Origin of the sequence: Serratia sp. ASV30 (assembly GCF_016428815.1) — a bacterium.
In the GTDB taxonomy this organism is placed as follows: domain Bacteria; phylum Pseudomonadota; class Gammaproteobacteria; order Enterobacterales; family Enterobacteriaceae; genus Chania; species Chania fonticola_C.
The window spans coordinates 61699-84411 of sequence record NZ_JAELTL010000014.1; the positions used below are offsets into that span (position 1 = coordinate 61699).

Annotated in this window: 18 protein-coding genes; 3 read left to right on the forward strand and 15 right to left on the reverse strand. The window is 54.9% G+C overall.

Annotation, left to right across the window (positions count from 1 at the left end; translation table 11 throughout):
* Positions 1–13 precede the first annotated feature (13 nt).
* Positions 14–880 carry a LysR family transcriptional regulator gene (locus JHD74_RS08760; RefSeq protein ID WP_074028090.1) on the forward strand — a complete coding sequence of 289 codons (867 nt, stop codon included), beginning with the start codon at positions 14–16 and terminating at the stop codon, positions 878–880.
* 56 nt (positions 881–936) lie between these two features.
* On the opposite strand, the gene nuoN is transcribed toward JHD74_RS08760, so the two are convergent.
* The 14 genes from nuoN to lrhA form a co-directional block, all read right to left on the reverse strand.
* Positions 937–2394 (reverse strand): NADH-quinone oxidoreductase subunit NuoN, encoded by a 1458-nt coding sequence (gene nuoN / locus JHD74_RS08765; protein ID WP_021805986.1) that lies wholly within the window; start codon positions 2392–2394, stop codon positions 937–939.
* A 6-nt stretch (positions 2395–2400) separates the two neighbouring features.
* Entirely contained in the window at positions 2401–3930 is a 1530-nt protein-coding gene (gene nuoM / locus JHD74_RS08770) for an NADH-quinone oxidoreductase subunit M (RefSeq protein ID WP_199062424.1), read from the reverse strand.
* Positions 3931–4028: 98 nt separating this feature from the next.
* Positions 4029–5876, reverse strand: a complete 1848-nt coding sequence (gene nuoL / locus JHD74_RS08775; RefSeq protein WP_199062426.1) for an NADH-quinone oxidoreductase subunit L — start codon at positions 5874–5876, stop codon at positions 4029–4031.
* A complete protein-coding gene (nuoK, locus tag JHD74_RS08780; RefSeq protein WP_021178516.1) occupies positions 5873–6175 on the reverse strand; it encodes an NADH-quinone oxidoreductase subunit NuoK in 303 nt (100 codons plus the stop codon). The genes nuoL and nuoK overlap by 4 nt, the downstream gene beginning before the upstream one ends.
* Positions 6172–6732, reverse strand: coding sequence for an NADH-quinone oxidoreductase subunit J (nuoJ, locus tag JHD74_RS08785; RefSeq protein ID WP_024529595.1), 561 nt, complete (start codon positions 6730–6732; stop codon positions 6172–6174). The genes nuoK and nuoJ overlap by 4 nt, the downstream gene beginning before the upstream one ends.
* Before the next feature lie 13 nt (positions 6733–6745).
* Positions 6746–7288 carry an NADH-quinone oxidoreductase subunit NuoI gene (gene nuoI / locus JHD74_RS08790; RefSeq protein ID WP_021178518.1) on the reverse strand — a complete coding sequence of 181 codons (543 nt, stop codon included), beginning with the start codon at positions 7286–7288 and terminating at the stop codon, positions 6746–6748.
* 14 nt (positions 7289–7302) lie between these two features.
* Positions 7303–8280 (reverse strand): NADH-quinone oxidoreductase subunit NuoH, encoded by a 978-nt coding sequence (gene nuoH, locus JHD74_RS08795; protein WP_021805990.1) that lies wholly within the window; start codon positions 8278–8280, stop codon positions 7303–7305.
* The gene (gene nuoG / locus JHD74_RS08800) at positions 8277–11012 is read right to left on the reverse strand and encodes an NADH-quinone oxidoreductase subunit NuoG (protein WP_199062428.1); all 2736 of its coding nucleotides are present in this window, start codon (positions 11010–11012) and stop codon (positions 8277–8279) included. The genes nuoH and nuoG overlap by 4 nt, the downstream gene beginning before the upstream one ends.
* A gap of 98 nt (positions 11013–11110) precedes the next feature.
* The gene (gene nuoF, locus JHD74_RS08805; protein WP_021805992.1) at positions 11111–12463 is read right to left on the reverse strand and encodes an NADH-quinone oxidoreductase subunit NuoF; all 1353 of its coding nucleotides are present in this window, start codon (positions 12461–12463) and stop codon (positions 11111–11113) included.
* Entirely contained in the window at positions 12460–13011 is a 552-nt protein-coding gene (nuoE, locus tag JHD74_RS08810) for an NADH-quinone oxidoreductase subunit NuoE (RefSeq protein ID WP_021178523.1), read from the reverse strand. The genes nuoF and nuoE overlap by 4 nt, the downstream gene beginning before the upstream one ends.
* A gap of 2 nt (positions 13012–13013) precedes the next feature.
* On the reverse strand, positions 13014–14810 hold the full coding sequence (nuoC, locus tag JHD74_RS08815; RefSeq protein WP_024529593.1) for an NADH-quinone oxidoreductase subunit C/D: 1797 nt from the start codon (positions 14808–14810) through the stop codon (positions 13014–13016).
* A 96-nt stretch (positions 14811–14906) separates the two neighbouring features.
* The gene (locus JHD74_RS08820) at positions 14907–15581 is read right to left on the reverse strand and encodes an NADH-quinone oxidoreductase subunit B family protein (protein WP_024529592.1); all 675 of its coding nucleotides are present in this window, start codon (positions 15579–15581) and stop codon (positions 14907–14909) included.
* 15 nt (positions 15582–15596) lie between these two features.
* Positions 15597–16037 (reverse strand): NADH-quinone oxidoreductase subunit A, encoded by a 441-nt coding sequence (locus JHD74_RS08825; RefSeq protein ID WP_024529591.1) that lies wholly within the window; start codon positions 16035–16037, stop codon positions 15597–15599.
* Between the two features lie 703 nt (positions 16038–16740).
* Positions 16741–17679, reverse strand: coding sequence for a transcriptional regulator LrhA (lrhA, locus tag JHD74_RS08830; RefSeq protein WP_024529590.1), 939 nt, complete (start codon positions 17677–17679; stop codon positions 16741–16743).
* An 837-nt stretch (positions 17680–18516) separates the two neighbouring features.
* Here lrhA and JHD74_RS08835 point away from each other — a divergent pair.
* Together JHD74_RS08835 and yfbR are read left to right on the forward strand one after the other, a co-directional pair.
* A complete protein-coding gene (locus tag JHD74_RS08835; protein ID WP_074028088.1) occupies positions 18517–19731 on the forward strand; it encodes a pyridoxal phosphate-dependent aminotransferase in 1215 nt (404 codons plus the stop codon).
* An 89-nt stretch (positions 19732–19820) separates the two neighbouring features.
* Entirely contained in the window at positions 19821–20420 is a 600-nt protein-coding gene (gene yfbR, locus JHD74_RS08840; RefSeq protein WP_024529588.1) for a 5'-deoxynucleotidase, read from the forward strand.
* 373 nt (positions 20421–20793) lie between these two features.
* On the opposite strand, the gene JHD74_RS08845 is transcribed toward yfbR, so the two are convergent.
* Entirely contained in the window at positions 20794–22626 is a 1833-nt protein-coding gene (locus tag JHD74_RS08845) for an SLC13 family permease (protein ID WP_024529587.1), read from the reverse strand.
* Positions 22627–22713: the final 87 nt, after the last annotated feature.

Genomic DNA, 22713 nt, shown 5'->3' on the forward strand with positions numbered 1-22713 from the left:
AGGACACTGCACAATGAATTGGGATGATGCACGCTTCTTCCTGGCGGTGGCACGCTGCGGTACGTTACGCAAGGCCGCCCATGAGCTTCACGTCGATCAAGCTACCGTTGGGCGGCGGATCACCGCTTTCGAACAGGCGTTGGGTTCAAAGCTGTTTATTCGCACGCCAAAATCCTTCTCGCTCAGCCCGCTGGGTGAAGCCATGCTGGCAGAAGTGCTGGCGATGGAAAATGCGGTTCAGGCTATCGCTCGTAAAGCCAGCAGCGGCGATCAAAGCCTGGCGGGCGAGGTGCGCATTGCCACCACCGATACCTTGGCCGAGGCCTTTGTGATACCGGCACTGAAACGGCTGCGCGAGAAATACCCGCATATCACCATCACGCTAGTGACGGCACTCAATATCTCCGACATCTCCTATCGCGGAGCCGATCTGGCTATCCGTGGTGCTCGCCCTGAATCTGATGAACTGGTCATCAAACGTCTGGCAACTATTGAGATGGGATTATATGCCACGCAGGGTTACCTGGACCAACACGGAACGCCGAGTAAAGGCGACCATCTGCGCGGCCACGATTTGCTGATGTTCCCACGCGACCTGGTGCCGCGCCATTGGGAAAACTTCGGCGGCGAAGCGCTAAATGAGCCAAATGTGGTGCTGCAATGCAACTCACAGCTGTTACTGCGTTCGGCAACGCGCAACGGATTGGGCATCGGCCTGCTCTCTTGCTTCCTGGCCGATAGCGATCCCGATCTGGTGCGTATCCTCCCGGAGAATCAGGACTGGGTAGATATCTGGCTGGTGTTACATCCGGATCTGCAACACACGGCAAGAATACGCGCGGTAGTTCAAGAACTGGAAGACTCGTTTAACAGCGTCTAACCCACAAAAAACAAGGGCCGCCATTTGGCGACCCTTGTTGTCTAGCTCGAGATCAATCAGAACATCGGCTGTGCCATCTGCACCAGCGTGATCAGCGGCTGCGGGTAGATACCCAGCAACAGCACCAACGCGGCAGAGATCAGCACCACCACACCACCGGCGGTCAACGCCCAGTTGTTTGGCGTATCACGAACCAGCGTTTCAGGCGCACTGAGGAACAGGCTGACGGTCACACGCAGGTAGTAGTACAAACCGATCGCACTACCCAGCACTACGGCACCGGTCAACCACCACAGGTGAGCACTGACGCCCATCGCAATCACGAAGAACTTACCGATAAAGCCCAGCGTCATCGGAATACCGGCCAGGGACAGCATCATCACCGTCATCACCGCTGACAGGATTGGCTTGTGCCAGAACAGGCCGCGATAGGAGAACAGCGAGTCGGCGTCCGGGCCACGGTACGGGCTGGACATCAGGCTAACCACACCGAAGGCACCCAGGCTGCTGAACAGGTAACCGGCCAGATAAACCCCGGCGGTTTCCAGCGACAGCTGGTGGGTTTGCACCGCAACCAGCGCCACCAGCAGATAACCCAAGTGAGCGATCGAGGAGTAACCCAGCAGTCGCTTGATGTTGGTCTGGCTGATCGCCATCAGGTTACCGAACAGGATCGAGCAGACGGCGATGATAGACAACACCATCCGCAGCGCTTCGTTGTCCGCAGCCGGTGCGTACAGGAACAGACGCATCACGACGGCGAAGATCGCAATCTTGCTGGCAGTAGCCAGGAAGGTTGAGACCGGCGCTGGCGCCCCTTGATACACATCCGGCGTCCACAGTTGGAAAGGTACCAGGGAGAGTTTGAAGCCCAGACCGACGATCATCATGCCCATGCCTGCCAGGATCAGCGGCTGATGCATCATGTTCTCCTGCATGCTCTTGCCCAGGCCTGCCAGTGACAGGTCACCGGATTCGGCATACAGCAGCGCCATGCCGAACAGCAGGAAGCTCGAGGCCGCCGCAGACAGCACCATGTACTTGATGGCCGCTTCCAGCGAACGCTTCTGGCGATAGGCATAACCTATCAGACCAAACAGCGGCAGCGAGATCAGCTCAATACCCAGGAACAGTGAAGCCAGGTGGTTGGCGCTCGCCAGCAGAATGCCACCCATGGTAGCAATCAGCACCAGCAGGTAGAACTCTTCGCGGTTATCCGGGTAACCCACCAGCCATGGATAGGCGAAGGTACAGGTTGCCAGACTTGCCAGCACCACCAACCCGGTATAGAACATCGAGTAACCGTCAACCCGCACCAGCGGGGTGACGTCCATTGGGCCTACCTGGCCAACAAAGTAGAGTGAAAGCAGCGCCAGGTTAAGACCGATCACTGTCAGGGTGGCGTTGATAAAGTGGTCGCGTCGCCACGCAATGCACAGCATCACAACCACCACCGTCAATCCGACGATCAACAGCGGTAACAGTGCGATCAGTTGTTGAGGAGTTATTGTCATGGCGAATTACGGCCTTGTTGTTGAAATTGCTGAAACTGACGGACCAAACCAGTGTTGCACGTTGCTCATCGCCGCACTTGAGGTATCGAGGATTGGCTGAGGATAAACACCCAGCAGCACCAGCAGTACCACCAACAGCAGAATGATAAACAGTTCACGTGCGGTCATGCCCGGCAACGGTTGATCAGATTTCGGGGTGCCGTAGTAGGCACGCTGCATCATGATCAACGAGTAAACCGAAGCAAACACCAGACCGAAGGTAGAAATCACGGTGATCACCGGCACAACCTGGAAGCTGCCGAACAGGATCATGAATTCACCGACGAAGTTACCGGTACCCGGCATCCCCAGGGTTGCCACCGCGAAGAACAGCGACAGCGCAGGAAGGTACTTGATACGTCCCCACAGGCCGCCCATCTGACGCATATCGCGAGTATGCAGACGTTCGTACAACTGGCCACAGATGATGAACATACCGGCGGCAGACAAGCCGTGGGCGATCATCTGGATCACTGCGCCCTGGTAAGCCAACTGGCTACCGGTGTAGATGGCGATCAGTACGAAGCCCATATGGGAAACGGAGGTGTAGGCAATCAGACGTTTGATATCGGTCTGCGCGAACGCCATCCAGGCACCGTAGAAGATACCAATCACACCCAGCCACATGGCGATAGGGGCAAACTCGGCGGACGCGTTCGGGAACAGCGGCAGGCTGAAACGCAGCAGGCCGTAGGCCGCCGTCTTCAGCAAGATCCCCGCCAGGTCGACAGAACCCGCCGTTGGTGCCTGGCTATGCGCATCCGGCAACCAGCCGTGCAATGGCACCACCGGCATTTTCACCGCAAATGCGATAAAGAAGCCCAGCATCAACATGTATTCAACGTTGTGCGACATCGGGGTTTTCAGCAGATCTTCGTAGTTGAAGGTCCACACACCGGTCGCATTGTAGTGCACGAATACCAGACCCAGGATCGCAATCAGCATCACCAGACCGCTGGCCTGGGTATAGATGAAGAACTTGGTTGCTGCGGTGATACGGGTTTTACCATCCGATGCCTTATGACCCCACAAGGCGATCAGGAAGTACATCGGCACCAGCATCATTTCCCAGAAGAAGAAGAACAGGAACAGGTCGATGGCCAGGAACACGCCGATCACGCCGCCCAGGATCCACAACAGGTTCAGGTGGAAGAAGCCCTGATACTTCTGGATTTCACGCCAGGAACAGAGGATCGCCAGCACGCCCAGGAAACCGGTCAGCACTACCATCAGCAGTGACAGGCCGTCCAGCGCCAGGTGAATGCTGATGCCAAAGCGCGGGATCCACGGCAACATAAACTCAGACTGCCACTGCGGCACGCCCTGCGGTTTTATCAACGAATAGCCCCCCTGCAACCACAGTTGCAGAGAAAGCGCCAACGTCAGCCCCATTGCGATCAACGCTATCCAGCGCGGCGCCTTAGTACCGAAACGCTCGCACTGCCAGCACAGCAGACCGCCGATAAAGGGGATAAGAATTAGCCAAGGTAATAGCATGGCGTTTTGTGTCCCTTATATGAATAATCTAAAAAACTTGTATCGGGCCCTTGTTCGACAAGGGCCGAACCCAAAATGCGTCTGTTTAAATTATTCAGTTAAACCAAAATCAACAGAGCCAGTACCAGCACTGCACCCACACCCATAGACGCGATATACCAGCGGATCTGACCGTTCTCACTCACCGTCAGGCCACGGTTCCCCCAGCGGGAGAACAGCGCAGGCAGATTCATCAGCGAGTTCAGCGGATCGCTTTGCAGCAGCTTGGCGATGCCCAGGTATGGCTTGACGAACACTTTGTCATACAGCCAGTCGAAGCCCCAGGCATGGAACCACCAGGTCGAGAAGAAACGACCCGGAGCGCTGTTCGCGATGCTGTTTACCAGGCGACGTTGGCCCAGCCACAGCGCAGCTGCCAGCAGGATCCCGACGATAGCGACCACGCCAGAGGCGATCTCCAACGTCAGAACGCTGCCGTGTGCCAGTTCAGTGGTTTCCGGCAGTACACCCTGCAACGGCGGTACAATCATCGCGCCGACGAAGGTGGACAGCACCATCAGAACCAACAGTGGCAGGTGGTGAGTAATACCTTTGCCCGCATGCGCTTTGATTTTCTCTTCGCCGTGGAACACGATGAAGATCATGCGGAAGGTATACAGTGAGGTCATGAATGCACCAATCAGACCGGCAATCATCAGGTTGACGTGGCCGTTCGCCATAGCGCCCGCCAGGATTTCATCCTTACTGAAGAAGCCCGCGGTGACGATAGGCAGAGCAGACAGCGCCGCGCCCCCCACCAGGAAGCATACATAGACCAGCGGAATGCTCTTGCGCAGGCCACCCATCTTGAAGATGTTCTGCTCATGATGACAGGCCAGGATCACCGAACCGGAGGACAGGAACAGCAGCGCCTTGAAGAACGCATGAGTCATCAGGTGGAAGATGGCCGCATCCCATGCCTGCACACCCAGTGCCAGGAACATATAGCCAATCTGGCTCATGGTGGAGTAGGCAAGTACGCGTTTGATGTCGGTCTGCACCAGCGCGGCAAAGCCCGCCAGCAGCAGCGTAACGCCACCAACGATACCGACCAGATTCAGCACTTCCGGCGTCATCAGGAACAGGCCGTGCATACGGGCAATCAGGTAGACACCTGCGGTAACCATGGTTGCCGCGTGGATCAATGCAGATACCGGGGTTGGACCCGCCATCGCATCTGCCAGCCAGGTTTGCAACGGCAACTGAGCCGATTTACCGACCGCGCCACCCAGTAACATCAGGGTTGCCCAGGTCAACGCCGTATCGCCAACCGCCAGTTTCTGCGGAGCCAGCACCATCAGTTCACGGATGTTCAGCGTACCCAGCTCGTGGTACAGGATGAACAGCGCAATGGCCAGGAACACGTCGCCCACGCGGGTTACGATGAAGGCTTTCATGGCCGCCGCGCCGTTGGCCGGATCTTTGTAGTAGAAGCCGATCAACAGGTAGCTGCACAGGCCCACGCCTTCCCAACCCAGGTACATCAGCAGCAGGTTGTCTGCCAGTACCAATACCACCATGCTGGCGATAAACAGGTTGGTGTAAGCGAAGAAGCGGGAGTAGCCCTCTTCACCACGCATGTACCAGGAAGCATACATGTGGATCAGGAAACCAACGCCGGTGACCACCGACAACATGGTCAGCGACAGGCCGTCCAGCACCAGGGTGACGCCGACGTTGAAGTCGCCAACGCTCATCCAGCTCCACAGGCTTTGCTCGTACAACTGCACGCCAGCGGCTTTTTGACCCAGAAAATCGATCGCCACATACACTGTGACCAGTGCCGCCAGGCCAATCGACCCTACGCCAACGGTAGCCGAGGTGTTTTCAGACCAGCGGCCACGGGAAAATGCCAACAGCAGGAACCCGATCAGCGGTAGCAGAATAGTTAAATATAATAGGTTCATCCGCGCATCTCACTGACAGTGTCAATATCCAGGGTATGCCGACGACGGTAGAGCTGTAGCAGCAACGCCAGGCCGATACTGGCCTCGGCTGCCGCCAGACTGATGGCCAGGATGTACATCACCTGCCCGTCGGTCTGGCCCCAATAGCTACCCGCCACGATAAACGCCAACGCCGCAGCGTTGATCATCACTTCCAGACTGATCAGCATAAACAGCAGGTTACGGCGTAACATCAAGCCGGTCAGCCCCAGGACGAACAGGATCGCCGCCAGGATCAGCCCATGTTGAAGAGGGATCATGCTTGCTCCTCCGATTTTCTTTTCGCCATTTCGCTGCTTGCCGGGGTATTACTGAACACTTCACCCGGTTTGTGCTCACGACCAATGTGGAAGGCAACGACCAGGCCCGCCAACAGCAGCATTGAAGCCAGCTCAACCGCCAGCACGTAAGGACCAAACAGGCTGATCCCGACCGCTTTGGCGTCCACCATCTCACCGGTGATACCCTGATCGGACACGCTGCGGATCGCCACAATCAGCACCACCAGCAAGATCAGTGACAGCAGACCAGGGCCAATCCAGACGGAAGGCTTCAGCCAGTCGCGCTCTTGCTGCTGCACCGCGTTACCGAGGTTGAGCATCATGACCACGAACACGAACAGCACCATAATGGCACCGGCGTAGACGATGATTTCCAGAGCACCCGCAAAGTAGGCACCCAGTGAGAAAAAGACTGCCGAGATCGCCAGTAAAGAGACGATCAGATACAGCAGCGCATGCACAGGATTGGTATGCGAAATGACGCGAATGGTCGCGATAATCGCAATGAACCCTGCCAGATAAAAGGCAATTTCCATGCTTGCTGGCTCCTTAAGGCAACAGACCTTTGACGTCGATCGGTTTGGCTTCGTTTTCGGCTTCGCCTTTGGCTTTGCCGTCAATCGCCATACCGGCCATCCGGTAGAAGTTATATTCCGGATATTTACCCGGCCCCGAGATCAACAGATCTTCTTTTTCGTACACCAGATCCTGGCGCTTGAACTCACCCATTTCGAAATCCGGCGTCAGCTGGATCGCGGTGGTTGGGCAAGCCTCTTCGCACAGACCGCAGAAAATGCAGCGTGAGAAGTTGATGCGGAAAAACTCCGGATACCAGCGGCCATCTTTCTGCTCTGCTTTTTGCAGGGAGATACAGCCAACCGGGCAGGCAACCGCACACAGGTTACAGGCCACGCAGCGCTCTTCACCGTCCGGATCGCGCGTCAGCACGATGCGGCCACGATAGCGCGGCGGCAGGTAAACCGGTTCTTCCGGATACATCTGGGTTTCGCGTTTGGCGAAGGCGTGCAGGCCAATCATCCAAAGGCTGCGCACCTGGGTGCCAAAACCAACCACTAACTCTTTCAATGTCATGGTTTATTCACCCCTTATTGAGCGTTGTACAAAATGACCGCGGCGGTTGCCAGCAGGTTCAGCAGCGTCAACGGCAGGCAAATCTTCCAGCCGAATGACATCACCTGGTCATAACGCGGACGCGGCAACGAAGCACGGATCAGAATGAACATCACCATGAAGAAAGCCGTTTTCAGTGCGAACCAGATGAATGGCGGCAGGAATGGCCCCTGCCAACCGCCGAAGAACAACGTCACAATCAGGGCGGACACGGTCACGATACCGATGTATTCCCCCACGAAGAACAGACCGAATTTCATGCCGGAATATTCAATGTGGTAACCGTCGGCCAGTTCCTGCTCGGCTTCCGGCTGGTCAAATGGGTGGCGGTGACATACCGCCACACCGGCAATCGCAAAGGTAATGAAACCAAAGAATTGCGGAATGACGTTCCAGATGTGCGCCTGTGATTCAACAATCGCCTGCATGTTGAACGAGTCGGCTTGCGCCACCACGCCCAACACGGACAGGCCGAGGAACACTTCGTAGCTCAGGGTTTGTGCCGAAGCACGCATCGCCCCTAACAGCGAGTATTTGTTGTTACTGGACCAGCCGGCGAACAGCACGGCATACACCGCCAGGCCAGCCATCATCAGGAAGAACAGAATACCGATGTTGAGATCGGCCACCGACCAGGTCGGGCTGACCGGCACGATGGCAAAGGCCAACAGCAGCGAGGTAAAGGCAATCACCGGGGCCAGCGTAAAGATCATGCGGTCGGCGAAGGTCGGAACCCAGTCTTCTTTGAAGAACATTTTGATCATGTCGGCGACCAGCTGCAGCGAACCGCCCCAGCCGACACGGTTTGGTCCGTAACGGTTCTGGAACAGCCCCAGCAGACGGCGTTCGCCGAAGCTCATAAACGCCCCGCAGGTGACCACGACCAACAGGATCACCACCGCTTTCAACACGGCGATCAGGATGTCGATCACCTCAGGTGTCAACCAGCTCATAGTGCCGCCTCCCGCAGATTTTCAACCTTCGCACCCACCAGTACCGGCGGGATCCCTGGCAAGCCGAGCGGCAAACCAACCTGGCCTTGGCTCAGGGTTTCACTCAGGCGTACCGGCAAACGCAGCGTTTGACCGGCACAGCTGAACTCGACCCAGGCACCGGCATTGACACCAAGCTGCGCGGCATCGGCAACGTTGATCATCACGTAGGCCTGAGGCATACGCTGCTGGATCACTTCGGAGCGCTGTGACATTTCGTCACTGCCAAACAGGTGGTAATACGGCGCAACACGCCAGCCTTCGGCTTTAAACGCCGTAGGGATAGCGGTGAAGTAACCGAGGTTGCCCTCCCCTGCTTCGATCAGGCGGATACCCGGATCGCCATGGCGCAGTTTGCCACCCACTTCGGCCTGGAACTTGTTCCATGCCTGCGGTGAGTTCCAACCTGGAGCCCAGGCAAATGGGATCTGCTGACGGTCAGCCAGCGGGCTGTTGTTCCCTTCCATCGAGAAGGCGAACATGGTGTCTTTATCCTGCGGCTGACGCGGTTCATGCACGCTGATATCGGCACGCATCGCGGTGCGGCCACTGTAGCGGTGCGGTGAACGGGCCAGTTTCTGACCACGGATGCGGAAGGTCGCATCTGGTGCAGCTTCGACAATACCTTGTAACTGCGGCAATGCGCTCACGCAGGCGGCAATCACGTCATCTAGCTGAGTCCAGTCAACCTGGCGGCTGGTGTAGGTGGAGTGCAGCGAGTGCATCCAACGCCAGCTTTCCAACATCACGCTATAGATATTTTTCTTGGCATCATCGTAATAAGCCGGGTCGTAAACCTGGAAGAAGCGCTGTGCGCGGCCTTCCTGGCTGACCAAAGTCCCATCGCTCTCTGCAAAACTGGCCGCAGACAGGATCAGGTTGGCTTTGTCCATGATGGCGGTGCGCTGGTGATCGGCAACGATCAGGTTACTGATCTTGGCCAATGCGGCATCCACTTTGGCCGCCGGGGCGTGACGATAGAGATCGTTTTCCATCACGATGGCGGTATCAGCGGCACCACTTTCCAGTTGCACCAGTGCCTCGTCCAGCGAGCCACCACCAATCATCGCCAAGCCCATGCTGTTAGCAGCGGCTGCGACGAAGGTGATACCAACATTGGCACCGCGACCTTTCAACGCCTTGGCAATGTTGGCCGCAGCTTCAATGATAGCTGTGCTACCCGCATTGCTGCCGGTAATGATCAATGGCTTCTGCGCACCGGCCAGGGCCTGTACGATCACATCAATTTTCTTGTTCAGGTCTTCGGCCAGATCGGTCACCGCGGGAGCGGAATCATCCAGCGCGTGGGCAATGGCGAAGCCTAAACGGGCTTGATCATCCACCGGCGCACGATAGTTCCAGGCGGCGATGTCGTCCAAGCGGGTGTTATCGACGTTAGTGACGAACAGCGGGTGTTTGGCGTGCTGCCCGATGGTTTGCACCGCCGCGATCTGCCAATCGGCAACGCGGTGTGCCGCAGCCATCGCGCGGGCTTTACCTTTCACTGCCTGACGCACCGACAGCGCGATACGAGCGCCGGTTTGGGTCAAATCTTCACCCAGTACCAACACCGCGTCGTAGCTTTCGATTTCGCGCAGGTTAGGCGTATAAACGCCGCTGTTTTTCAACACGTTGAGCATCAGGTTCAGGCGCTGTTGTTCAGCCTGATTGATGCCGGTATAGAAGTTCTCGGCGCCGACCAGTTCACGCAACGCAAAGTTGCTTTCCAGGCTGGCACGCGGTGAACCGATACCGATGGTTTTGTTGGCCTGACGCAGAATATCTGCCGCGCCCTGCATCGCCTGCTCGGCGTTCAGGGTGATCCAGTCGTTGCCACGCAGTTGCTGCGGCTGACGAGGGCGATCTTTCTGGTTCACATAGCCATAACCAAAGCGGCCGCGGTCACACAGGAAATAGTGGTTTACGCTGCCGTTGTAACGGTTTTCGATACGACGCAGTTCGCCATAGCGCTCACCCGGGCTGGTGTTACAGCCGATGCTGCACTGCTGGCAGATGCTCGGAGCAAACTGCATGTCCCACTTACGGTTGTAACGCTCGGAGTGGGTTTTGTCGGTGAATACGCCGGTTGGGCACACTTCTACCAGGTTACCGGAGAACTCGCTTTCCAGCGTGCCACTTTCCGGACGACCGAAATAGACGTTGTCGTGCGCGCCGTACACACCGAAATCGGTGCCATCCGCGTAGTCTTTGTAGTAACGCACACAACGGTAGCAGGCGATGCAGCGGTTCATCTCATGCGAGATAAATGGCCCCAGTTCCTGGTTGTTATGGGTGCGCTTACTGAAGCGATATTTACGGAAGCTGTGGCCGGTCATTACTGTCATATCTTGCAGGTGACAGTTACCGCCCTCTTCACATACCGGACAGTCGTGCGGGTGGTTGGTCATCAACCACTCGACTACGCTTTCACGGAACTGTTTGGCTTCTGCGTCATCGATGGAAATAAAGGTTCCATCGGATGCCGGTGTCATACAGGACATCACCAAACGGCCACGCGTATCGTCCGCGTTTTGGTATTGCTTTACCGCACATTGGCGGCAAGCGCCGACGCTTCCAAGCGCCGGATGCCAGCAAAAGTAAGGAATATCGAGGCCGAGGGAGAGACACGCCTGCAACAGGTTGTCGGCTCCATCTACGTCGTATTCTTTGCCGTCTACATGAATCGTAGCCATAGTCAGCATGCTTCCAAGTGGCCTGCCATAAGGCAGGCGTTAATCAAAAATTCTGGCCGTGTTTCAGGGCGCGCTCACCGCACCCAGGCAAAGCGGGATTACCAGCGTTGCTTCAACAAGTTGTTTGGCTGAATGCCGCCAACCGCCTGGAGATTGCCCAAGTACTGTGGGGAAATCCCGGCTTCAAACTCTTCACGGAAATATTTAATCGCGCTTTGCAGTGGCTCTACGGCACCTGGCGCATGGGCGCAGAAGGTTTTACCTGGGCCAAGGGAACGGCACAGCTGCTCGAGGGTTTCGATATCCCCCGGCTGGCCTTCGCCTCTTTCCAAAGCACGCAGGATCTTCACGCTCCACGGCAAGCCGTCACGGCACGGTGTACACCAGCCACAGGACTCACGGGCAAAGAACTCTTCCAGGTTACGCACCAGGGGAACCATGCCGATTTCGTGATCCACCGCCATCGCCAGCGCCGTACCTAAACGGCTGCCTGCTTTACCGATGCTTTCGAAGTCCATTGGCAGATCCAGGTGGTCGGCGGTCAGGAAATCGGTACCCGCCCCGCCCGGCTGCCAGGCTTTAAATTTCAGGCCATCGCGCATGCCACCGGCGTAATCTTCCAGAATTTCACGCGCGGTAGTGCCAAACGGCAGCTCCCAGACGCCTGGGTTTTTCACCCGGCCAGAGAAGCCCATCAGTTTGGTACCGGCGTCGTTACTCTTACCGGCGGAGATCCCTTTGTACCAGTCCACACCATGCTCGAGGATGGCAGGCACGTTACACAGGGTCTCAACGTTGTTCACGCAGGTTGGTTTGCCCCATACGCCCACAGAAGCGGGGAATGGCGGCTTGGAGCGCGGGTTGGCGCGGCGGCCTTCCAGCGAGTTGATCAGCGCCGTTTCTTCACCGCAGATGTAGCGGCCAGCGCCGGTGTGGACGAACAGCTCGAAGTCAAAGCCGCTGCCCATGATATTTTTGCCCAGCAGGCCTGCTTCGGTAGCTTCCGCAATCGCACGGCGCAGATGCACTGCGGCCTCGACGTATTCGCCACGCAGGAAGATGTAACCCCGGTAGGCTTTCAGGGCGAATGCCGAAATCAACATACCTTCCACCAGCAGGTGCGGCAGTTGCTCCATCAGCAGACGGTCTTTATAGGTGCCCGGCTCCATTTCATCGGCGTTACACAGCAGGTAACGGATGTTCATGGATTCGTCTTTCGGCATCAGGCTCCACTTCAAACCGGTGGAGAAACCTGCACCGCCACGACCTTTCAGCCCGGCATCTTTCACCAGGGTGACGATGTCGTCGGCGGCCATGCCTTTCAGCGCTTTTTCCGCGCCCTGGTAGCCGTTTTTGCTGCGATATTCATCCAGCCATACCGGCTGTTGGTCATCGCGCAGGCGCCAGGTCAGCGGATGCATTTCGGCAGTACGTTTGATATCAATCATCATTTATACCGCTCCAACAGTTCGACCGCGTTTTCTGGCGTCAGGTGAGCATGAGTATCTTCATCGATCATCATGTTCGGGCCTTTGTCGCAGTTACCCAGACAGCAGGTCGGCAGCAGGGTGAAACGACCGTCGAAGGTAGTCTGGCCCGGCTTGATGTTGAGTTTCTTTTCCAGCGCGGCCTGAATGCCCTGATAGCCGTTGATGTGACAAACTACGCTGTCACAGTAACGGATCACGTGGCGTCCTACCGGCTGGCGGAAAATCTGGCTGTAGAACGTGGCCACGCCTTCTACGTCGCTGGCTGGGATGCCCAGCACTTCAGCGATGGCATAAATCGCCCCATCCGGAACCCAGCCACGCTGCTTCTGCACGATCTTCAGTGCTTCAATGGAGGCGGCGCGTGGATCCTCGTAATGGTGCTTTTCGTGCTCGATCGCATCACGTTCTTCCGCACTCAGCACAAATGCATCAGCGCCGCTCTGTGGAGCGGCTGCATTGGTGGCCTCAAGCGCATCGTGACTCACGTGAGTGTCTTTAAGATCATGCATAGTTAGCGGTCCACATCTGACATTACAAAATCGATACTACCCAGATAGACGATCAGGTCAGAGACCAGGCTGCCACGGATCACCGCAGGGATTTGCTGCAGGTGAGCATAGCTTGGCGTACGGATCCTGGTGCGATAGCTCATGGTGCTGCCGTCGCTGGTCAGGTAGTAGCTGTTGATCCCTTTCGTGGCTTCAACCATCTGGAATGATTCGTTGGCTGGCATCACCGGGCCCCAGGAAACCTGCAGGAAGTGGGTGATCAGCGTTTCTATATGTTGCAGCGTGCGCTCTTTCGGCGGCGGCGTGGTCAGCGGATGATCGGCCTTGAACGGGCCTTCCGGCATGTTGTTCAGGCACTGCTCAAGAATGCGCAGGCTCTGACGCAGCTCTTCCACTTTCAGCATCACACGGGTGTAGCAGTCGCTGTTGCCGTCGCCGACCGGAACTTCGAAATCGAAGTTTTCATAGCCGGAGTATGGACGCCATTTACGCACGTCAAACTCAACGCCGGTAGCACGCAGGCCAGCACCGGTCACACCCCATTCCAACGCTTCTTTCGCGTTGTAAGAAGCGACGCCGACAGAACGCCCTTTCAGAATGGTGTTGTGCAGTGCGGCTTTCACATAGGAGTCGAGGCGCTTCGGCATCCAGTCCAGGAAGTCACGCAGCAGGCGATCCCAGCCACGCGGCAGGTCGTGTGCCACGCCACCAATACGGAACCAGGCCGGGTGCATACGGAAACCGGTAATCGCTTCCACCAGATCGTACACTTTCTGCCGATCGGTAAAGGCGAAGAACACCGGGGTCATGGCGCCCACGTCCTGGATAAAGGTACTGATGTACAGCAGGTGGCTGTTGATGCGGAACAGTTCAGACAGCATCACGCGGATGGTGTTGACACGATCCGGCACCACGATCCCGGCCAGTTTTTCCACCGCCAGTACGTAAGGCATTTCGTTTACGCAGCCGCCGAGGTATTCGATACGGTCGGTATACGGGATAAAGCTGTGCCAGGACTGGCGTTCGCCCATCTTCTCTGCGCCACGGTGGTGGTAGCCCACGTCCGGCACACAGTCGACGATGTCTTCACCGTCCAGCTGCAGAATAATACGGAATGCACCGTGTGAAGACGGGTGGTTCGGGCCGAGGTTGAGGAACATGAAGTCCTCGTTCTCGGTGCCGCGCTTCATGCCCCACTCTTCCGGCTTGAACTTCAGCGATTCCATCTCCAGATCTTCTTTCTGCTTGGTCAACACAAAGGGATCGAATTCGGTAGCACGCGCCGGGTAGTCTTTACGCAGTGGATGGCCTTCCCAGGTCTGCGGCATCATGATGCGCGTCAGGTGCGGGTGGCCGTCGAAGGTAATACCGAACATTTCCCAGGTTTCGCGCTCATACCAGTTGGCATTCGGGAAAATCTTGGTTGCTGTGGGCACGTGCAGGTCTTTTTCAGACAGCGCCACTTTCAGCATGATGTCACGGTTACGTTCAACAGAAATCAGATGGTAGAAAACAGAGAAGTCCGCGGCAGGCAAGCCTTCACGGTGGGTACGAAGACGCTCGTCCATGCCATGCAGATCGAACAGCATGACGTACGGCTTCGGTTGTTTTCTCAAAAACGTCATCACTTCCAGCAACTGCTCAACTTTAACCCATACCACGGGCATTCCGGTACGGGTGGGCTGAACAGTAAAGGCTTCCGGCCCAAAACGGTTGCGCAGTTCGCCGATCACCGGATCATCGAGATGATCGCGGGTATGCCAAGCAGGCAGAGCTTCGTGCGTCGTTAAATCTGTCATAATTTTTTTCACCACACTAAAGGGTTATTTCGCCGCAAGTTCAACTTTTCGCTGTGTTAACCAATAGCGCACTAAGATGGACGTTAAATGAACGTCTTAAATCTCGTCAGGCGACCGAAGGTTGGTTACCGCAATACGCTCGGCGTGCTTACGTTCTTTTTCTGATGGCATATTGGCGCGGTACACGCCCTGATCGCCAACGACCCACGACAGCGGGCGACGTTCTTTGCCAATGGATTCTTGCAGCAGCAACAGTGCCTGCATGTAAGCTTCCGGGCGCGGCGGACAGCCTGGGATATACACGTCGACCGGCAGGAATTTATCCACGCCCTGAACAACCGAGTAGATGTCGTACATGCCGCCGGAGTTGGCGCAGGCGCCCATCGAGATCACCCATTTAGGCTCCAGCATTTGCTCGTACAAGCGCTGAATAACCGGGGCCATCTTGGTAAAGCAGGTGCCGGCAACGACCATAAAGTCTGCCTGGCGTGGGGAGGCACGCAATACTTCCGCACCAAAACGCGCCACGTCGTGAACGGCGGTAAACGAGGTCACCATTTCCACATAACAGCACGAAAGGCCGAAGTTATACGGCCAAAGAGAGTTTTTACGCCCCCAGTTCACCATGTCATGCAAAGCATGTTCGAGTTTACCCATGTAAACCGTACGGTGAACCTGCTGCTCAAGGGGATCGCCAACGATCTCCTGTTTTTGCAGGGGATAACGGTCGTTCTCACCGTTCGGGTCTATGCGGGTGAGCGTATAGTCCATCTTAATGCCTCGCTGTTACTGCGGATGACTGTTGCTAGCGTTCTTGATGGTACCTGGCTTGCTCAAACGCTTGGAACGCGTTGGAGTCCAATCCAATGCGCCGATACGCACCAGATAAACCAGACCAGCCAATAACACCAAAATGAAAATGGCGGCTTCGATAAAGCCTACCCAACCGCTCTCACGAATGGAGACCGACCAGGCATACAGGTATAAGGCTTCAACATCGAAAATAACGAAGAACATGGCCACCAGGTAAAACTTGGCGGACAGACGCAGGCGCGCCGTACCGACCGAGTCGATCCCTGATTCATAGGGGGTGTTTTTCGAGCGAGCCTGGGCTCTCCCACCCAAGAAGAACGCACCCAGCAGCATTAAGCCGCAGAGCCCGATAGCCATGATAAGAAATACGGCGAACGCCCAGTGATGAGCGATGACTTCAATGGTTGTTGACATACTCTATGCTTACTCATCAAAAGTGGCGTCGATCGCTCTGCTCTTGTAACTGGCAGTTAGTGCACCACATCGATTTAAGGGAAGGATAAATAACCACACAAACAGACTGCTTTTACAGAGAGTTAGGCAGTGTTTTACTGTGGGCTTTTTACTCCTTTCTATAACCTTCTGTCAACTTTGACAAAAGTATCTACACACTAATTTACATACGAAGCATTTAATTAACATATGATGCGCTTGGCTTAGGCTAAATCGTGTCAGTTGATTGCTCAACGGAAACAGATAGATATAACCCCGCAGGCACATTTCACTTTTACTATACCATTCTCTCAGGAATTCCCTGTTGTTCCACTCACTACCTAGGGGTATTTTTTTGATCCAGGACACGTTTCAGGCAGAAATCCTCAAAAAAAGTGTGGCAGTTTAACAATTTTTGTCAATTTCAGGTAAAAAAACGTCAGCGTAAAATAGCAAAATAACCCTACCAACTCCAGGCATTTACTCATTGTTATCACTGCATAAAAAACGAGCAATACGAAGAAATGAGGGTTTCATCGGCTAGAAACCATGAAGAAATACCCATTTAGCATTGAATTTACCTTCAACAGGCCAAAATCCTTAATTTCCCTTTTTTTAAGCTAAAAAAAACCTCCGCCATGGCAGAGGTTTGTAACTTTCAATACGGCAAGCTTAGAGTAAAACGCTACTCTTCGCTATCCACCAGGCTGGAACCTTCATCGATCACCGAAGATTCACCGCCACCGAAGTGGTAAATCTCACTGCCGTTTTGTACGGCACTGAAGATCGCCATGGCCAGTTCATTTTCGCACTTCATGTCTTTGCACAGCGCATACTGAGTATCAGGAAGATGCGGTAAACCTTCCGTCGCCCCCAGGACTCGCAGATCTGGGCTCATCATCTCGATTGGCCGTACGGTGATCCCCAAACCTGCCCGGCACGCAGCGCGCACCGCAGACAGCGTAGAGGCCACGTAGGCAATACGCCAAGGAATACCGGCAGCGTCAAGGTGCTTGATCGCCATCGCACGGAACGGGCTTGGCTCATCCATCACCACCAGAGGGATCGGTTCCCCCGCCTGGTAATGGTAATCCGCCGAGCAGTACCACAGCGTTGGAGACGTGCGCAGAACGATGTGCGGATGCCCTTCGGTATCCACGGTGGTGATGGCCAGATCCACTTCGCCGTTCTTCAGCATGTCGATCATGAACGGACTACGCTTCACCCGCACATCAATCGCCAGCTTGGGATAGACCGACGTCACGCGGTTTAGCAAGAAGGGCAAAATGCTATCGGCGGTGTCATCAGAAGCACCGATAGTCAGGACACCCTTGATATTGTTGTACATCAAGGAGGCACAGGCTTCGTCGTTGAAGCGCAGGATTTTCCTGGCGTAGCCGAGAAGCTGGATACCGTGTTCGGTTAACAACTTATTGCGCCCATGACGGGCGAACAACTCTTTGCCAACCAATTGCTCTAACCGCTGCATTTGTTGACTGACTGCGGACTGAGTACGACAAACGGCAACGGCAGCCGCCGCAAACGTATTCAAATCAGCAACAGCAACAAAGGTTCTTAGCAGATCGAGGTCGAGATTAAGTATCGGACGATTTGCACTTGTCATAGTGTTTTCTTCACTTTTTAAATTCTAATTTACAAACTACCCTGGTGTATTTCTAAGACGCAGCTGAAAAGGGCATGCGCCACTTATGACAGTACCCCACTCATTAGAAGAGGGCAAAAAAATTACTTATATTTCGTTATCTGCATCGCTTTTTATCCATGATCTATCGCAACGGCTTATTGATAGTGGTGAAAGTTACGACGAAAAGTGCTTACCCTTATAAGCATTGATAATCCTATGCGGGCAAAATCCCCCCTTTCCTCCCGGTTACCTCGATCTCTGGCCGCCAGAGACCATGACAGCATTGTTGTTTTCTGTACAAAATATTAACAACCCCCTCGTATATCCAACGACTCATCGATTAGGGAATTTAATAAATTCAAGCAGTAAGTCTTTTGATTATTAAAAGACACTGACCATTACTTAAATAAAATTTAAGTTAATTACTGAAGTGGGTCTAATGTAATTCTACTTCAACTCAGTGTGGTATTGTCAGTACCGACAAGAAACCAGATTAATCCCATATTACTATTTTTATGCGGCTTTGGTGTTTTTCTGGCGCTTGGCGCACGTCTTTCAGCGGTTAACTGATAAAAACCCCTTACGTGATGCGCTCACCACCCGACATATAAATCTTAAAATAAATACAAATTCAGACTTAATCACTAAAAAATAGATCAATTCAGACAGTTATTGTCTTAAAAAGCGATTTTTGCCGATCGTTTTCACCAAAGCAGTGCATAACCCTTCAAAAGCCCGGCCTCCAGGAGTACATTGGACGGATTGCGGTGTTCCACGGTAGGAACGACCCTATCTTAGCAAAAGGCTCAACTTTCTATGTCCCCCATTGAGAAATCCAGCAAACTGGACAACGTCTGTTATGACATTCGTGGCCCGGTGCTCAAAGAAGCGAAACGTCTTGAAGAAGAAGGCAATAAAGTCCTCAAGCTGAACATTGGCAACCCTGCCCCATTCGGCTTTGATGCCCCCGATGAAATTCTGGTCGACGTGATCCGCAATCTGCCAACGGCACAAGGCTACTGCGATTCCAAAGGGCTGTACTCGGCGCGCAAGGCGATCATGCAGCACTACCAGGCACGTAACATGCGTGACGTGACCGTTGAGGATATCTACATTGGCAATGGCGTTTCTGAGCTGATCGTGCAGTCCATGCAAGCGCTGCTGAATATCGGTGATGAAATGCTGGTGCCTGCGCCAGACTATCCGCTGTGGACCGCCGCCGTGTCGCTTTCCAGCGGCAAGGCCGTGCACTATATGTGCGACGAGGAAGCAGGCTGGTTCCCGGATCTGGATGATATTCGCAGCAAAATCACCCCACGCACCCGTGGCATCGTGATCATCAATCCTAACAACCCAACCGGCGCGGTCTACAGCAAAGAACTGCTGGAACAGATCGTCGAGATCGCCCGCCAGCATGACCTGATCATCTTTGCCGACGAAATCTACGACAAGATCCTCTACGACGAGGCAGAGCATCACTCCATCGCCGCACTGGCCCCAGATCTGCTGACCGTCACCTTTAACGGCCTGTCCAAAACCTACCGCGTTGCCGGTTTCCGTCAGGGCTGGATGGTGCTCAACGGGCCGAAGAAGCATGCCAAAGGCTATATTGAAGGGCTGGAGATGCTGGCTTCCATGCGTCTTTGTGCCAACGTACCAATGCAGCATGCGATTCAGACGGCACTGGGGGGTTACCAGAGCATCAGCGAATTTATTCAGCCTGGTGGCCGCCTGTATGAACAACGTGACCGCACCTGGGAACTGCTGAACGATATCCCTGGCGTTTCCTGCGTGAAACCTCAGGGTGCGCTCTATATGTTCCCACGCATCGACGCCAAGCGCTTTAACATCCGCGACGACCAGAAGCTGGTGCTGGATCTGCTGTTGCAAGAGAAAGTGTTACTGGTACAGGGCAGCGCGTTCAACTGGCCTTACCCAGACCACGTCCGTATCGTTACTCTGCCCCGCGTGGATGAATTGGAAATGGCGGTGGGCAAACTGGGCCGCTTCCTGGAAACCTATCACCAGTAATTTTTGCCGGGCGCTGCGTGCGGCGCCCGTTTCTCTGATTGGCACTGACGCAGTATACTGCTCTCCTACAGACCCAAAGAGAGAACATCATGAGCCAGAGCCACTTCTTTGCCCACCTGTCCCGTTTGAAACTGATTAGCCGCTGGCCGCTGATGCGCAATGTGCGTACCGAAAACGTTTCCGAACACAGCTTGCAGGTCGCCTTTGTCGCCCATGCGCTGGCCGCGATCAAAAACCGCAAGTTTAACGGCAACCTGAATGCCGAACGCGTGGCGTTGTTGGCGATGTATCACGATGCCAGCGAAGTGCTGACCGGTGATATGCCTACTCCCATCAAGTATTACAACCCGCAGATTGCCCACGAATACAAAAAAATCGAGAAGATTGCCCAGCAAAAGCTGCTGGAGATGCTGCCGGAAGAGTTACAAAACGATTTCCGCTCTATCCTGGATGAGCATCATCACAGCGAGGACGAAAAGCTGATCGTGAAGCAGGCCGATGCGCTATGCGCTTATCTGAAGTGCCTGGAGGAGCTTTCGGCGGGGAATAATGAGTTCAAGCAGGCCAAGGCTCGTCTGGAGAAAACGCTGCAAATGCGCCACAGCCCGGAAATGGATTATTTTATGCAGGTATTCATCCCGAGTTTCAGCCTTTCGCTGGATGAAATCAGCAGCGACTCAACAATGTGAGCTTAGAGCCAGGTGCATATGCACCTGGCAGTCTGCGACACCTTAGCCGCAGGTCGTACCTTCAGGCTTTCGGTGGTCTCACCGGTGGCAATATCCCCGTAATACGCGCTGGTATATTCTTGCACCCGGGTGTGTTTATCTGCGTCCAACACTACGAAGCTAAAGTAAGGGTTATAAATCCATGTTTCATTTTCATGGCAACTCCAGAAGGATCGCTAAACTAAGCTTGGGCGACATGGGCCGCCGTAAAGTCTCAACGAGCTGCAGCATGAGCCGATAAAATGCCAAAACGCTTTCTGGTTTCGGTCGTTAGCGTTCTAAAAAAAGATAAAGCACCTTTTCTTAATCCTGACATAAAACGCAAACCGTGTGCTTAAAACGCATACAACCAAGGCACCAGGATCACGCTGACAATCATCACCAGCACGGTGAAAGGCACCCCAATTTTCAGAAAATCGCCAAACTTGTAGTTCCCCGGCCCCAACACCAGCGTATTGACCGGTGATGACACCGGCGTCATAAAGGCGGCAGAGGCGGCAATCGCGATAATCATGGCGAACGGATAAGGCGAAACTCCCATTTCACGGGCCGCGGCGATGGCTATTGGAGCCATCAATACCGCCGTGGCGGTGTTGGAGATAAACAGCCCTATGGTGGCGCACAGGACAAACAGACAGGCCAGCATGACGTGTGGCCCGGCGTCACCGGCAACGTCCATCAACCCACGGACGATCAGGTCTACCCCGCCCGTTTTCTGCAACGCCTGGGCAAAGGGCATCATACCGACGATCAAAATGATGCTAGGCCAATGGATCGCCTTATAGGCGCTTTCCATATCGATGCAGCGAAAACGCCCCATCAACAGGCAAGCGATCAGCGCGGCGATCGGATTCGGGATCTCGTCGGTCAGCATCATTGCCACCATCAGCGCCAGGCAGAACAACGCATGAGGAGCCTGGGTGATAGCCGGTGCCACTTCGTCCACTTCTGCGGGCAGGTTCAAGACGATAAAGTCATGGGTTTTGGCCTGCAACTGGCGGATTGCTTTCCAATCGCCGATCACCAACAGAATGTCCCCCAGCCCTAAAGGCTCATCCACCAGCTTGCCTTGCAGGGTTTCACCATTGCGGCGGATGCCGACTACGTTGAGATCGTAACGGCTACGGAAAGTGGCATCGCGCACGCTTTTCCCCAGCAGGGCCGACTCAGGGATTAGCGAAACTTCGGCCATCCCCACGTTGCGTGACTGTTCGGAGAAATATTCCCCTCTCAGCACCATGGGCTCAAGTTGTTGCTCACTACAGAACTGACGCAGATCGATATCGCAATCCGTCATGTCGATCAGCAATACGTCCCCTTCGCGCAGTTCCGTGCTGCCAAAGGCGCTGATCATCACCCGGCGAAAACGCTTCCAGCGCTCGATGCCGATAACGTTGGCGCTGTAACGCGCGCGCAAATGCAGCTCATCCAGCGAACGGCCAATCAGGGGGGAACCACTACGCACCGCCAAACGACGCGCCCGGCCGGTGAGCTTATAGTCGCGAATTAAATCGCGGAAAGTCCGACGCTCCCAGGCCGACTTGGTTTTGGTGCCGCCGCTGTCGCCGAGCCAGCGGCGCGCAATCAGCATGTAACCCACGCCCAACAGCAACACCACCAAACCAATTGGCGTGACGCCAAAGAACCCGAAACCAGTGATGCCTTCACGCACCAGTTCGCTGTTGACCACCATATTCGGCGGCGTGGCGACCAGCGTCATCATGCCGCTGATCAAACCGGCAAAGCTCAGAGGCATCATCAGCCGCCCTGGGGAGATTTTCATGCGTACCGCGACGCTGAGCACCACGGGGATAAAGATGGCTACCACCCCGGTTGAGCTCATAAAGGCCCCCAGCCCGGCAACGGTAAACATCAGCAGCATCATCATCTTGGTTTCACTGCTGCCTGCCACTCTCACTAACCAGTCACCAACCTGATAGGCCACCCCGGTGCGCACCAACCCTTCGCCAATGACGAACAGGGCGGCAATCAGAATGACGTTAGGATCGCTGAAGCCAGCCGTTGCCTCTTGCAAGCTCAAGGTTCCACTGAGCACAAACGCAATGATCACCAACAGTGCCACCACATCCATACGCAGCTTGTTGGTGGTAAACAGCACAATGGCTATTAACAATAAACTCAAAACCCAAAGTAATTCGCTGTTCAAAACGGCCTCATTCTGCAGTGATCCCGGCATAAGAAATTAGCATAAAAAAACCCCGCCGATGCGGGGTCTAATCAAATTGGGGTAATA